Origin of the sequence: Oxalicibacterium sp. (assembly GCF_035565035.1) — a bacterium.
Classification (GTDB): Bacteria; Pseudomonadota; Gammaproteobacteria; order Burkholderiales; family Burkholderiaceae_D; genus Oxalicibacterium.
On sequence record NZ_DATMTD010000044.1, the window covers coordinates 1 to 11,925 of the forward strand.

Sequence of the window (11,925 nt, forward strand, 5' to 3'; positions counted from 1 at the left end):
AAGCAAAGGTTCGTGATTCTGCCGGTTTTTTTTCTACTCACCAACAACCTGCCTCAATTTTTTGCGAAAAAATCAGCTTGCTTGTTGTTTTGACATGTCAAACCCATCACATTTTTGCCAACGAGCTTAACCTGCGAGAACGCAAAAGCGTCGTTGACACGGTAGAATGTCGCCTCTTTCGAGGGGTGCTATGACTGACGTGTGGAAACCATCCGTGACGGTGGCGGCAATTATTGAACGCGACGGCAAATTCCTGCTGGTCGAAGAAGAAACCAGCGAAGGCGTCCGCTTCAACCAGCCGGCCGGTCATCTTGACCAGGGCGAATCGCTGGAACAGGCGGTCGTGCGCGAAACCCTCGAAGAAACCGCACACGACTTTACCCCGACCGCACTAGTCGGCATGTACATGTCGCGCTACGTCTCGCAGCGCACCGGCCATGACGTCACTTATCTGAGCTTCAGCTTTTGCGGCGAGGTCGGCGCCAGGCACGATCAACCGCTGGACGCGGGCATTTTGCGCGCAGTCTGGATGAGTTATGACGAACTGGTTGCTTGCCAGGAAAAACACCGCAGTCCGTCCGTCCTGCAGCGCGTCGACGATTATCTGGCAGGCAAGCGCGCGCCGCTGGAACTGTTGCAAACGCACGCATCGGTTTTTGGAGTGGAAGTAAATGGCTAAAGGTTCGGCCAAAAAGCGCGTCGTCATCGGCATGTCCGGCGGCGTCGATTCATCGGTTTCCGCATGGCTGTTGAAAGAGCAAGGCTATGAAGTCATCGGTCTGTTCATGAAGAATTGGGAAGACGACGACGATTCCGAATACTGCTCGACGCGTCAGGACTGGATCGATGCGGCCAGCGTGGCCGATGTGGTCGGCGTCGATATCGAAGCCGTCAATTTTGCCTCCGAATACAAGGATCGCGTGTTCGCCGAATTCCTGCGCGAATACGAAGCCGGCCGCACGCCGAATCCGGACGTCTTGTGCAATGCCGAAATCAAGTTCAAGGCCTTCCTCGATCACGCGATGCATCTTGGCGCGGACATGATCGCCACCGGACATTACGCACGGGTGCGCGAAGCCGGTACCGGCGCGAATGCCGGCAAGTTCGAATTGCTGAAAGCGGTCGATGGCAGCAAGGATCAAAGTTACTTCCTGCATCGCCTGAATCAGGCGCAATTGTCGAAGACCCTGTTCCCACTCGGCGAAATCCGCAAGACCGAAGTACGCAAGATCGCCGAACAGTTGAAATTACCGAATGCAACAAAGAAGGATTCGACCGGCATCTGCTTCATCGGCGAACGTCCGTTCCGCGATTTTCTTAATCGCTATCTGTCGTACAAACCCGGCCCGATGAAAACGCCGGAAGGCACCATCGTCGGTGAACATGTGGGCCTCAGTTTCTACACGCTGGGACAACGCAAGGGTATCGGTATCGGCGGCATGAAATCGCACCGTAATGCCGACGGCAGCAGCGATCCCTGGTACGTGGCGCGCAAGGACGTCGCCAACAACACGCTGTATGTCGTGCAAGGTCACGATCATCCGTGGCTGTTGTCATCTGAATTGACCGCCGGCCAGATGAGCTGGATCGCCGGCGCGCCACCGGATGCAGAACAGGTCGCGGCAAAAACCCGCTATCGGCAGGCCGATGTCGCGTGTACACAGCATACGTACAGCGACGATTTTTCGCTGTCGTTCGATACGCCGCAATGGGCCGTCACGCCGGGACAATCGGCGGTGCTGTATCAGGGCGATGTCTGCCTCGGCGGCGGCATCATCAATACGAGTTCGATTGCCTAGGCTTCCGGCCGGAAGTCTTCCGCCGCCTTTTCCGATTCCCCGCAAAAAAAATTCTGCCTGCGTTATACACTGTGCCGCGACCGGCCATCATCGGACGGCAATAATCAGGTAGGAGAAAAGATGCGCGGTTTTCCTGTACGTTATCTGGGCATGATGGTGGTCAGCCTCGTCTTTGCAACGTCGCTGGCATTCGGGCTGTTGCTCGATACAGGCTGGTGGATGGTGGTTTTGTCGGGTGCGCTGATGGCAGTGGGCATCGCAGACATGCGCCAGAAAGAACATGCACTGTTGCGCAACTACCCGATCCTTGCGCACTTCCGTTATCTGTTGGAATCGGTACGTCCGGAAATTCGCCAGTACTTCCTCGAAGAAGACGCTGCGGCCAATCCGTTCTCGCGCAACCAGCGTTCGCTGGTGTATCAGCGGGCAAAGCAGGCCATCGACAAGCGACCGTTCGGCACGCAGATGGATGTCTATCAAAGCGATTACGAATGGATCAATCATTCGATCGTACCGGCCAAGGTCGGCTCGCACGATTTTCGCATCACGATCGGCGCGGATCGCGCGCAACCTTATTCAGCCAGCATCTTTAATATTTCTGCGATGAGTTTCGGCGCGTTGTCGGGCAATGCCATTCGCGCGCTGAATCGTGGCGCGCAGATTGGCGGATTCATGCATGACACCGGCGAAGGCAGCATCAGCCGCTATCATCGCCCCGAGCATGCAGATGAGCCGGGTGGCGACCTGATGTGGGAAATCGGCTCCGGTTATTTCGGTTGCTGCAATGCAGACAGCAGCTTTTCGCCGGAAAAATTCGAAGTCAATGCCCGGCTGCCGCAAGTCAAGATGATCGAGATCAAGCTGTCGCAAGGCGCCAAGCCCGGACACGGCGGCGTGCTGCCCGGGGCAAAGGTTTCGCCGGAGATCGCGGAAGCGCGCGGCGTGCCGGAAGGCATCGACTGCATTTCTCCGTCGTCGCATTCCGCATTCAATTCACCGACAGGCTTGCTGCATTTTGTAGAACAATTGCGCATGCTCTCCGGCGGAAAGCCAACCGGTTTCAAACTGGCGATCGGCCATCCATGGGAACTCTTCGGCATTGCAAAAGCCATGCTGGAAACCGGCATCACACCCGATTTCATCGTAGTCGACGGCGCAGAAGGCGGCACCGGCGCAGCGCCGGTTGAATTCACCGATCACGTCGGCGTGCCGCTGCAGGAAGCACTGCTGCTCGTGCATAACACGCTGGTCGGCATCGGCCTGCGCGACAAGATCAGGATTGGCGCATCAGGCAAGATCGTTACCGCCTTCGATATTGTCCGCACCCTGGCGCTCGGTGCCGACTGGTGCAATTCCGCGCGCGGCTTCATGTTCGCGCTCGGCTGCATTCAATCGCAAAGCTGTCACACCGACCGCTGCCCGACCGGCATTGCGACGCAGGATCCGATGCGCCAGCGCGCACTCGTCGTACCGGACAAGGCGGAGCGCGTTGCCAACTTTCACCGGAACACACTGAAAGCACTGGCCGAACTGATCGCAGCCGCGGGACTGAGTCATCCATCGGAACTGAAACCGCATCATCTGGTGCGTCGCGTCTCCGCCAATCAGGTCAAGCTCGCATCGGCTTTGTTGCCGTATCTGGAACCCGGCCAGTTGCTCAGCGAGGCAGATACGACACAAGCCTTGCCGGAAGTATTCGCCAAATACTGGCCGATTGCCCAAGCCGAATCTTTTCATCCGATTCGCTGATTCTGCAGCCAACATATGGCTATCCATATAGCCATATGCCAACTTCTTGCCTCTCCGGCAACTTCTCCAACCGTAAACGTCCTCTTGCGCCACAACGCGAGAAAAAAACTTGTAATCCGTGGATAAATCAAAGATAATCTAAACAAGAATTGTTCTCATTTATTAAAAAGGTTCGTCATGACGATCTCGGCACAACGTAATGCACAGGAAAAAGCGCCCTCTGCCACACGTGATGACGCTGTGGTTGAAAAGGCGGTCCCGCGAATCAACAGCCGGGATTTGTTCCGGCAGATGCGCGAAGTGGAAATTGCGCACGAAGGACGGATTTACCGCCTGCGCTTGACGCAGTTGAATAAATTGATTTTGACGGCATAACAGAAATACAGCGATTCCGACAGCCAGCCCGCACGATAGTAATCGTATTGCGCCAGCCAGCCAAACACCTCACAAGGAGAGTTTGAATGGCAATCGAAAAAACGGATTTGGCATTGCAGGAGCCGAACACGGCGCCAGCGCAACCGGAATTACTGGTTTCAGCGGTGTTGCATTTGATGTCGCATTACACGGCGAACAGCCAGGAAGCCAGTTCCTGCATCAAGCTGGCATCGGTCATCGAACGGCACCTGAAGGCGCTGGCCGATCTGCCCGATCTGGCGCCGGTGTTGCGGGCAACCTGCCAGCAGCTATCGGAACAGTGGGCAACGGTGGTGGAACGCGCAATGCCGCAACCGGAGAAATTCAGACTGTTCACAAGACTGGTAACTGGCAGTCGAGCCGTCAACTGAATGAAACAGGCCCGGCGAAGCATGCCGGAATAACTTGAAGTTGGTATCGCTAACCTGCAAAGAAGCAGCAAGAGGCATCGATGATTGTTTGTGTCTGCAATAATGTATCGGAACGCAAGATCCGTCAGGCGGTCAATGACGGTATCACGCGCATGTCGGAATTGCGTGATGAGCTCGAGGTCGGCACCTGCTGCGGCAAGTGCCATTCGTGCGCCAAGCGTGTTCTGCGTGAATGTCTGGCCGATGCGAAACCTGCAACGGCTCAACCGGTCGTATTCCAACTGAATGCAATGGCTGCATAAGTAGTCGTAGTTAAAAGCACGTATTTTATGAATGCAACATCCATGTCGTCGCCTGCGCCGGTTCTTCCTCCTTATCTGACACAGCAACTGCGACGATTCGGACCTCTCCTCATTATCATCGGGCTGCACATCGCATTGTTTTACGCATTGCGCAGCGGCCTGATGCATCAGGTTGCACAAATTCTTCCGCGGGAAATCGTTGCCAGTTTCGTCACGCTGCAACCGCCTGCGCCGGAACCCAAGCCGCAACCCACACCGAAGACCGTCCCGGTCGTGAAAAAAACCGTGACGCAAAAACCGCGCCCTGTCATTACTGACAAGCCAGCGCCGCAGGCGATTACCGAAGCAACGCCACCGGCGGCCGAACCTTCCAATGCGCCACCGTCAGATGCTGCGCCGTCCGCACCACCTGCGCCGGCGGCACCTGCTGTTCCAAAAACGATTTCCGGCGTGTCCTACATCAACGCACCGCGTCCTGTTTATCCGCCGCTCGATGCACGCATGGGCAACGAAGGCACGGTAACCCTGCGTGTGTTGATCAATGAAAAAGGCCGTGCCGAAAAAGTGGAAGTGCAAAAATCGTCCGGTTCGCTACGGATGGACGATGCAGCACGGGATGCGGTGATGCGCGCATTGTTCAAGCCTTATCTGGAAGATGGAAAACCGGCGCCAGCCTATGCCATCGTGCCAATTAATTTTACGTTGAATAGATAAAGAAGGAATCATCATGGAAGTCAGTCCGTACGGTTTGGAAAGTCTGTGGGCGCAAGGTGACCTCGTCACCAAAGGCGTCGCAGTCCTGCTGATCGCAATGTCGATCGCATCGTGGTACGTCATCGTCACCAAGGCGCTGCAATTGTTCCAGTATCGCAAATCCGCACGTGCCGCAGGACACGAATTCTGGGACGCGACCAGCCTGCAGGCAGGCATGGCGACGCTCGGCACCGGCAATCCGTTCGCCGATATCGCGCAAGCCGGCGTGACTGCGATGGATCACCATGTCGCACACAAAGGTCACCTGCACGACGAACTGTCGGTCAGCGACTGGATCACGCTGTCGTTGCGTCAAGCCATCGATGAAACACAGGCGCGCCTGCAAACCGGCATGGCGGTGCTGGCATCGGTCGGCTCCACCGCGCCGTTCGTCGGTCTGTTCGGCACTGTCTGGGGTATCTATCACGCGTTGGTCGCGATCGGCACGTCGGGTCAGGCAAGCATCGACAAGGTCGCCGGTCCGGTCGGTGAGGCACTGATCATGACCGCACTCGGCCTGGCGGTCGCGATTCCTGCAACGTTCGGCTACAACGCACTGGTGCGCGGCAACAAGGCTGTTATCGCCAAGATGAACAAATTCGGTTTCGATCTGCATGCATTGTTCGTCACCGGCTCCCGTGCAAAAGACGGTGGCAACAGTGCCAGCGGTTCCAAACTGGTCGCCGTCGGAGGTAAATGATGGCAATGGGCTCCCTGTCGGATGACGACGACTTCAATCCGGAGATCAATACCACGCCGCTCGTTGACGTGATGCTGGTTCTCCTGATCATCTTCATCATGACGATTCCGGTAATGAATCACGCGGTGAAACTGGATTTGCCGCGCGCAGCCAGCCAGCCTGACGACGTCAAGCCGGAAACGATCAACCTGTCGATCGCTGCCGATGGCAAGGTCTTCTGGAACAACGAAGAACTGGATGAAAGCCAGCTCGCGAATCGCATCGCGGATGCAGCGAAAGTCACGCCGCAACCGGAATTGCATCTGCGTGCAGATCGCACCACACAATACGAAAAAGTGGCACAGGTGATGTCCGCAGCACAGGCCGGCGGCTTGACCAAGATGGGCTTCGTGACGGAAGTACCGAAGTAATTCACTTCAAATAATTCGCCTCACCGGATGCGTTCGTCGAACGCACATCCAGAGCCACAAAAAAAGCGCGCCGCGACAATCATCCGGCGCGCTTTTATTTCTGCGACGCATCTCCGCATCTCACGCCCCGATTACCTTGCCGGTTCGGTTGCGCTGCAATCGAAACACGAATGATTCCAGCTAACGAAATGCATGCAGGATGATCGAAAAACAGGGTTCATCGGCTATCATGTGCGCACTCTTACCGGTTGTGCTATTGCGCTCTTAATGCGTAGCCAATCGTCCCTAGTCTTTTATTTCACATCACTTTCCGAGGCTCCCATGAAAGGTGACAACAACATCATCAAGTTGCTCAACGCGCAGTTGACCAACGAACTCACCGCCATCAATCAATACTTTCTGCATGCACGCATGTACAAGCATTGGGGCTTTGAAAAAATCGCCAAGAAGGAATACGAAGAATCGATCGGCGAAATGAAACACGCCGACAAACTGATCGATCGCATTCTGATGCTGGATGGCCTGCCGAATCTGCAGGCGCTGCATAAACTGATGATCGGTGAAAACACGCAGGAAATGATCGGCTGCGATCTGAAACTGGAAGTCGCTGCGCAGAAAACCGTAAAGGAAGGCATTGCCGCATGCGAAGCAGCAGGCGATTACGTTTCGCGCGAATTGTTCCAGTTCATTCTGGACGATACCGAAGAACATATCGACTGGCTGGAAACGCAACTCGATCTGATCGAAAAAGTCGGCATCCAGAATTATCTGCAAACGCAAATGGCGGACGAATAAGGTATCGCGTTTCCTGTCGCCAGCGGTGCCGAAAAAATAAAAGGGACGCCTCGGCGTCCCTTTTTCATTGTATCGTCAGTGATCGTTAGCGACTTACTGCGGCACGGTTTCCTTGAACGACGGACGTTCGGACAATTTTTCATACAGCTTGTCCAGATTCGGATAGTCTTCGCGCCAGTTGATCTCCGGAAAGCGGAACGACAACCAGCCCAGCACGCAACCCACCGCCACATCGGCCAGTGTGTATTGATTGCCGGCGCAAAATGCCGTGTCCTTCAGGCCAGCCGACATTGCCTGCAAGCCTGCATTGACCTTGGACATCTGACGCGCAACCCATTCCTTGCTGCGCTGCTCTTCAGGACGCATCGTTTTTTCCAGCCTTACCAGCATGCCGGCATCTGCCACGCCGTCCGCCAGCGCTTCCCAGCATTTGACTTCGGCGCGTTCGCGGCCATTTGGCGGAATCAGTTTGCCGACCGGTGTCAGCGTATCCAGGTATTCGACGATCACGCGCGAATCGAACATTGCGCCACCGTCTTCCATCACCAGGCACGGCACCTTGCCAAGCGGATTCGATCCCTGAATTGTGGTATCGGACGCCCAGACATTCTCAAGAGAGAAATCGTACTCGATCCTTTTTTCCAGCATGACAATACGCACTTTGCGCACATAGGGACTGCCGAGAGAACCAATCAGTTTCATAAATGCCTGCGTTGAAAATCGGAAGGCGATTATACATCGCGCGCACGTCCAAATCGCCGTTTCCCTCTATGAAGCCGTGGCGGTTTTGCGACGCACGGCAGTGGTAAAATGTCGTATTCCATTTGTGCAATATTTGCCGGCATTTTTTCGGGATTTTCCGGAATTGCCAGCCATTTCCATTCACGTCATCGCGTTTTCCACTCATCATCATGCCTCTTTCCACACTCTCCGCTCTTTCACCGCTGGACGGCCGCTACGCTTCCAAGACCGATAAATTGCGTCCGATTCTGTCCGAGTCCGGTTTCATGCATCATCGTGTGAAAGTGGAAATCGCGTGGCTGCAAGCGTTGTCGGCCGCCGGCTTTGCCGAAATCAAACCGTTTTCCGCACCGGCCAACGATCGCCTGAATACACTGGTTGCCGATTTCACCGAAGCCGATGCGCAACGCATCAAGGAAATCGAAGCTGTCACCAATCACGACGTCAAGGCGGTTGAATACTGGTTGAAGGAAAAAGTGAAAGACGTGCCGGAACTGGTTGCCGCCACCGAATTCATCCACTTCGCCTGCACGTCGGAAGACATCAACAACACGTCGCACGGCATGATGCTGAAGGCGGCACGTGATGACGTGTTGCTGCCGGCATTGCAAGGCGTGATCGCCAAGCTGACGCAACTGGCACACGACAACGCCGCGTTGCCGATGATGTCGCGTACGCATGGCCAACCTGCCAGCCCGACCACACTCGGCAAGGAAATGGCCAACGTCGTCGCCCGCCTGCAGCGTGCAATCAAACGTATCGCCGATGTGCAGATTTTGGGCAAGATGAACGGCGCCGTCGGCAACTTCAACGCACACTTGTCCGCGTACCCAAACACCGACTGGCAGGCGTTCTCGAAAGACGTGATCGAAAAACGTCTGGGCCTGACCTTCAACCCGTACACGATCCAGATCGAGCCGCACGATTACATGGCGGAATTGTTCGATGCTATCGCACGCACCAACACGATTCTGCTCGATCTGAACCGCGACATCTGGGGTTACATCTCGCTCGGCTATTTCAAGCAATCGACAAAGGCAGGCGAAATCGGTTCGTCAACCATGCCGCACAAGGTCAACCCGATCGACTTCGAAAATTCCGAAGGCAACCTCGGCATGGCCAATGCGGTGTTGAAACACATGGCAGAAAAACTGCCGGTATCGCGCTGGCAGCGTGACCTGACCGACTCGACCGTGCTGCGCAACATCGGTGTGGGCTTCGGTTATGCCGTGCTGGCATACGACAGCTGCCTGCGCGGACTGAACAAGCTGGAAGTCAATCCGGCACGTCTGGCCGAAGACCTGGACGAAACATGGGAAGTGCTGGCCGAGCCGGTACAAACCGTGATGCGTCGTTACGGCATCGAGAATCCGTATGAACAACTGAAGGACCTGACACGCGGCAAAGGCATTTCGAAGGAAGCGTTGCAGCAGTTCATCGTCACGCTCGCGATTCCGCAGGAAGCCAAGGATCAGTTGCTGGTAATGACGCCGGCGAACTACATCGGCTATGCAACCAGGCTTGCCAAGGAAATCTGATCGACGAAAACCTGCTTCTTCGGCGCTCATCCGCCAGAATGCAAAAAAAGCGTGCCCTGCAATCCGATTCGATTGCCGGCACGCTTTTTCTTATTTTGCTATATTCGTTCTAGTTCGAACTTTTGACAATAAACCATGCGCCGACCTGCTGATCGCCACATGCATCGCTATACGCTTCCCGCCATCGCGCTGCACTGGCTGGTTGCGCTGCTGATCATCGCCACCTTTCTGCTCGGCCTGACGATGGTCGATATTCCCGGCCTGACCCCGACCAAGCTCAAGTATTTTTCATGGCACAAATGGATGGGGGTGACCGTCTTCGGACTCGCCTGTTTGCGCCTGTTGTGGCGTTTGACGCACAAGGCGCCTACCTATCCTGACAGCATGCCTGCCTGGCAAAAGAATGCGGCGCATGCAGTGCACGGCCTGCTCTACTTTCTGATCTTCGCCATTCCGCTGTCCGGCTATTTCTTCAGCCTGTCTGCCGGCGTGCCTGTCGTCTATCTGGGTATTTTTCCCTTGCCGGTTTTCATCGCTCCCGATCCGGAATTGAAGATCCTGTTGAGACAAACGCATTACGCTCTCAACATGACATTGCTCGCAGTTTTCTGTCTGCATGTTCTGGCCGCGCTCAAGCATCAGTTCATTGATCGCGACCGCACTTTTCAACGCATGCTTCCTTAACTTCTCCTGAAAGGATTTTCATGTTCACTCGTACCTTCGGCAAAACCGCACGCTGGATCGCGGTCGCCACTGCCTGTATCGCCCTCCCCGTCTTTGCCGCTGCATTGAAAGCAGACGCATCGAAAAGCAGCGTCACCGCGACCTTCAAACAACTGAATGTTCCGGTCGATGCCAAGTTCAAGAAATTCGATGCACAAATCACCTATGACGCTGCCAAACCTGAAGCCTCGAAAGCCAATGTCGATATCGACATCGCCAGCTTCGATCTCGGCGATCCTGATTACAACAAGGAAGTGTTGAAGAAGGAATGGTTCAACGCCGCGCAATTCCCGAAAGCCAGCTTTGTTTCCAGCAGCATCAAACCGGTTGCGGCCGGCAAGCTCGACGTCGCAGGCAAACTGACGATCAAGGGCAAGACCACCGATGTTCACTTCCCGTTGAATGTGAAGAAGGATGGCAATGCGCAAGTGTTCGAAGGCGCGCTGCCGATCAAGCGTCTGACCTACAACATTGGTGAAGGTGAATGGAAAGACACCAGCATGGTTGCCGACGAAGTCTTGATCAAGTTCCGCGTCGTCACGGTACAGTAATCGCGGCACGCACGCGACAGATAACCACAAATACAATTCGAACATTCAAGGAGACAACGCATGAAATCATCTCTCGTCCTGGCCTGTCTGCTGGCCGCCGGCGCCACCTCCGCCTTTGCGGATACCTATAACATCGAGCCGAGTCACACCTATCCGAGCTTTGAAGCGGATCACATGGGCATCTCGGTGTGGCGCGGCAAGTTCGACAAGACCAGTGGCAACATCGTCCTCGATCGTGCGGCGAGAACCGGCTCCGTCGATATCACGGTCGATACCGGCTCGGTCGATTTCGGCCACGCGAAGATGAACGAAAAGGCGCGCGGCAAGGACCTGTTCGATGTCGCGCAATATCCAACGGCGACCTTCAAGGGAAAATCGTTCAGGTTCAACGGCGATACGCCGGTGGCAGTCGATGGTGAATTCACGCTGCTCGGTGTGACGAAACCACTGACACTGACCATCAACAAGTTCAAATGCATTCAGCACCCGATGCTGAAGCGCGAAGTCTGTGGCGCCGATGCCTCTGCAGAATTCAAGCGCAGCGACTTCGGCATGAACTATGGTTTGCCTGCCTTCTCGCCGGAAGTTAAACTGGCAATCCAGGTGGAAGCAGTCAAGGCAGACTGATTCGGCTGATCGCTCTCGAGCCGACGCCATTCCGCGTCGGCTTTTTTATTTGCGCATTCGATTGATCGCCCATGAAAGAACGTTATCTCCGCAGCATCCGATTACTGTCCGAGTGCTATCACGCGTTCGGCCGTCAGGCTGGCGCCAACATACGCAGCCGCACCGGTCTGACGCCGTCGCAGTTCGACATCATCGCCACCCTAGGCAATACGCCCGGCATGACGTTCAAGGAGCTGGGAGAAAAGACGCTGATCACCAAAGGCACACTGACCGGCGTGGTTGATCGTCTGCAGGAAAAGGGACTGGTCGTGCGCATGATGCAACCGGAAGACCGGCGTAGCACCATCGTGAAACTGACGCGCAAGGGCGACGCCGAATTCAAGCGCGTCTTCGCGCCACAGGTGGCGTTCGGCAAGCGTTCGTTTGCCGGCTACACCGACAAGGATTTCGAT

At 55.5% G+C, this 11,925-nt stretch carries 17 protein-coding genes; 16 read left to right on the top strand and 1 reads right to left on the bottom strand.

Annotated features, from left to right (window positions below; translation table 11 throughout):
* The 11 genes from VN114_RS04250 to bfr all read left to right on the top strand — a co-directional run.
* Window positions 1-194: hypothetical protein (locus tag VN114_RS04250; protein ID WP_325512326.1), on the top strand; the 194-nt coding region annotated here is incomplete at its 5' end.
* On the top strand, window positions 191-679 hold the full coding sequence (locus VN114_RS04255; protein ID WP_325512328.1) for an NUDIX hydrolase: 489 nt from the start codon (window positions 191-193) through the stop codon (window positions 677-679). The genes VN114_RS04250 and VN114_RS04255, both read left to right, overlap by 4 nt.
* Entirely contained in the window at window positions 672-1,799 is a 1,128-nt protein-coding gene (gene mnmA, locus VN114_RS04260; RefSeq protein ID WP_325512329.1) for a tRNA 2-thiouridine(34) synthase MnmA, read from the top strand. Before VN114_RS04255 ends, mnmA begins: the two co-directional genes overlap by 8 nt.
* Before the next feature lie 120 nt (window positions 1,800-1,919).
* Entirely contained in the window at window positions 1,920-3,548 is a 1,629-nt protein-coding gene (locus tag VN114_RS04265; RefSeq protein WP_325512331.1) for an FMN-binding glutamate synthase family protein, read from the top strand.
* Between the two features lie 177 nt (window positions 3,549-3,725).
* Window positions 3,726-3,923, top strand: coding sequence for a hemin uptake protein HemP (hemP, locus tag VN114_RS04270; protein WP_325512333.1), 198 nt, complete (start codon window positions 3,726-3,728; stop codon window positions 3,921-3,923).
* 86 nt (window positions 3,924-4,009) lie between these two features.
* Window positions 4,010-4,333 (top strand): hypothetical protein, encoded by a 324-nt coding sequence (locus VN114_RS04275; protein WP_325512335.1) that lies wholly within the window; start codon window positions 4,010-4,012, stop codon window positions 4,331-4,333.
* Between the two features lie 80 nt (window positions 4,334-4,413).
* Window positions 4,414-4,635, top strand: coding sequence for a (2Fe-2S)-binding protein (locus VN114_RS04280; RefSeq protein WP_325512337.1), 222 nt, complete (start codon window positions 4,414-4,416; stop codon window positions 4,633-4,635).
* A gap of 27 nt (window positions 4,636-4,662) precedes the next feature.
* On the top strand, window positions 4,663-5,349 hold the full coding sequence (locus VN114_RS04285; protein ID WP_325512339.1) for an energy transducer TonB: 687 nt from the start codon (window positions 4,663-4,665) through the stop codon (window positions 5,347-5,349).
* A gap of 13 nt (window positions 5,350-5,362) precedes the next feature.
* Window positions 5,363-6,088, top strand: a complete 726-nt coding sequence (locus tag VN114_RS04290) for a MotA/TolQ/ExbB proton channel family protein (RefSeq protein WP_325512341.1) — start codon at window positions 5,363-5,365, stop codon at window positions 6,086-6,088.
* Entirely contained in the window at window positions 6,088-6,498 is a 411-nt protein-coding gene (locus VN114_RS04295; RefSeq protein ID WP_325512343.1) for a biopolymer transporter ExbD, read from the top strand. Before VN114_RS04290 ends, VN114_RS04295 begins: the two co-directional genes overlap by 1 nt.
* Window positions 6,499-6,819: 321 nt before the next feature.
* On the top strand, window positions 6,820-7,293 hold the full coding sequence (gene bfr, locus VN114_RS04300; RefSeq protein ID WP_325512345.1) for a bacterioferritin: 474 nt from the start codon (window positions 6,820-6,822) through the stop codon (window positions 7,291-7,293).
* Window positions 7,294-7,386: 93 nt separating this feature from the next.
* Here bfr and VN114_RS04305 read toward each other — a convergent pair whose 3' ends face one another.
* Entirely contained in the window at window positions 7,387-7,995 is a 609-nt protein-coding gene (locus VN114_RS04305; protein WP_325512347.1) for a glutathione S-transferase N-terminal domain-containing protein, read from the bottom strand.
* Between the two features lie 209 nt (window positions 7,996-8,204).
* Here VN114_RS04305 and purB point away from each other — a divergent pair, with 209 nt between their 5' ends.
* The 5 genes from purB to VN114_RS04330 form a co-directional block, all read left to right on the top strand.
* Window positions 8,205-9,572 (top strand): adenylosuccinate lyase, encoded by a 1,368-nt coding sequence (purB, locus tag VN114_RS04310; protein ID WP_325512349.1) that lies wholly within the window; start codon window positions 8,205-8,207, stop codon window positions 9,570-9,572.
* Window positions 9,573-9,731: 159 nt separating this feature from the next.
* Window positions 9,732-10,256 (top strand): cytochrome b, encoded by a 525-nt coding sequence (locus VN114_RS04315; RefSeq protein ID WP_325512356.1) that lies wholly within the window; start codon window positions 9,732-9,734, stop codon window positions 10,254-10,256.
* Window positions 10,257-10,276: 20 nt separating this feature from the next.
* On the top strand, window positions 10,277-10,846 hold the full coding sequence (locus VN114_RS04320; RefSeq protein ID WP_325512351.1) for a YceI family protein: 570 nt from the start codon (window positions 10,277-10,279) through the stop codon (window positions 10,844-10,846).
* A gap of 60 nt (window positions 10,847-10,906) precedes the next feature.
* A complete protein-coding gene (locus VN114_RS04325; RefSeq protein WP_325512353.1) occupies window positions 10,907-11,473 on the top strand; it encodes a YceI family protein in 567 nt (188 codons plus the stop codon).
* A gap of 71 nt (window positions 11,474-11,544) precedes the next feature.
* Window positions 11,545-11,925 (top strand): MarR family transcriptional regulator (locus VN114_RS04330; RefSeq protein ID WP_325512355.1); only part of this gene is annotated, 381 nt, incomplete at its 3' end.

Coding starts and splice junctions, on each gene's coding strand:
- VN114_RS04255 (WP_325512328.1), top strand. CDS start 191: ATGACTGACGTGTGGAAACCATCCGTGACGGTGGCGGCAATTATTGAA.
- mnmA (WP_325512329.1), top strand. CDS start 672: ATGGCTAAAGGTTCGGCCAAAAAGCGCGTCGTCATCGGCATGTCCGGC.
- VN114_RS04265 (WP_325512331.1), top strand. CDS start 1,920: ATGCGCGGTTTTCCTGTACGTTATCTGGGCATGATGGTGGTCAGCCTC.
- hemP (WP_325512333.1), top strand. CDS start 3,726: ATGACGATCTCGGCACAACGTAATGCACAGGAAAAAGCGCCCTCTGCC.
- VN114_RS04275 (WP_325512335.1), top strand. CDS start 4,010: ATGGCAATCGAAAAAACGGATTTGGCATTGCAGGAGCCGAACACGGCG.
- VN114_RS04280 (WP_325512337.1), top strand. CDS start 4,414: ATGATTGTTTGTGTCTGCAATAATGTATCGGAACGCAAGATCCGTCAG.
- VN114_RS04285 (WP_325512339.1), top strand. CDS start 4,663: ATGAATGCAACATCCATGTCGTCGCCTGCGCCGGTTCTTCCTCCTTAT.
- VN114_RS04290 (WP_325512341.1), top strand. CDS start 5,363: ATGGAAGTCAGTCCGTACGGTTTGGAAAGTCTGTGGGCGCAAGGTGAC.
- VN114_RS04295 (WP_325512343.1), top strand. CDS start 6,088: ATGGCAATGGGCTCCCTGTCGGATGACGACGACTTCAATCCGGAGATC.
- bfr (WP_325512345.1), top strand. CDS start 6,820: ATGAAAGGTGACAACAACATCATCAAGTTGCTCAACGCGCAGTTGACC.
- VN114_RS04305 (WP_325512347.1), bottom strand. CDS start 7,995: ATGAAACTGATTGGTTCTCTCGGCAGTCCCTATGTGCGCAAAGTGCGT.
- purB (WP_325512349.1), top strand. CDS start 8,205: ATGCCTCTTTCCACACTCTCCGCTCTTTCACCGCTGGACGGCCGCTAC.
- VN114_RS04315 (WP_325512356.1), top strand. CDS start 9,732: ATGCATCGCTATACGCTTCCCGCCATCGCGCTGCACTGGCTGGTTGCG.
- VN114_RS04320 (WP_325512351.1), top strand. CDS start 10,277: ATGTTCACTCGTACCTTCGGCAAAACCGCACGCTGGATCGCGGTCGCC.
- VN114_RS04325 (WP_325512353.1), top strand. CDS start 10,907: ATGAAATCATCTCTCGTCCTGGCCTGTCTGCTGGCCGCCGGCGCCACC.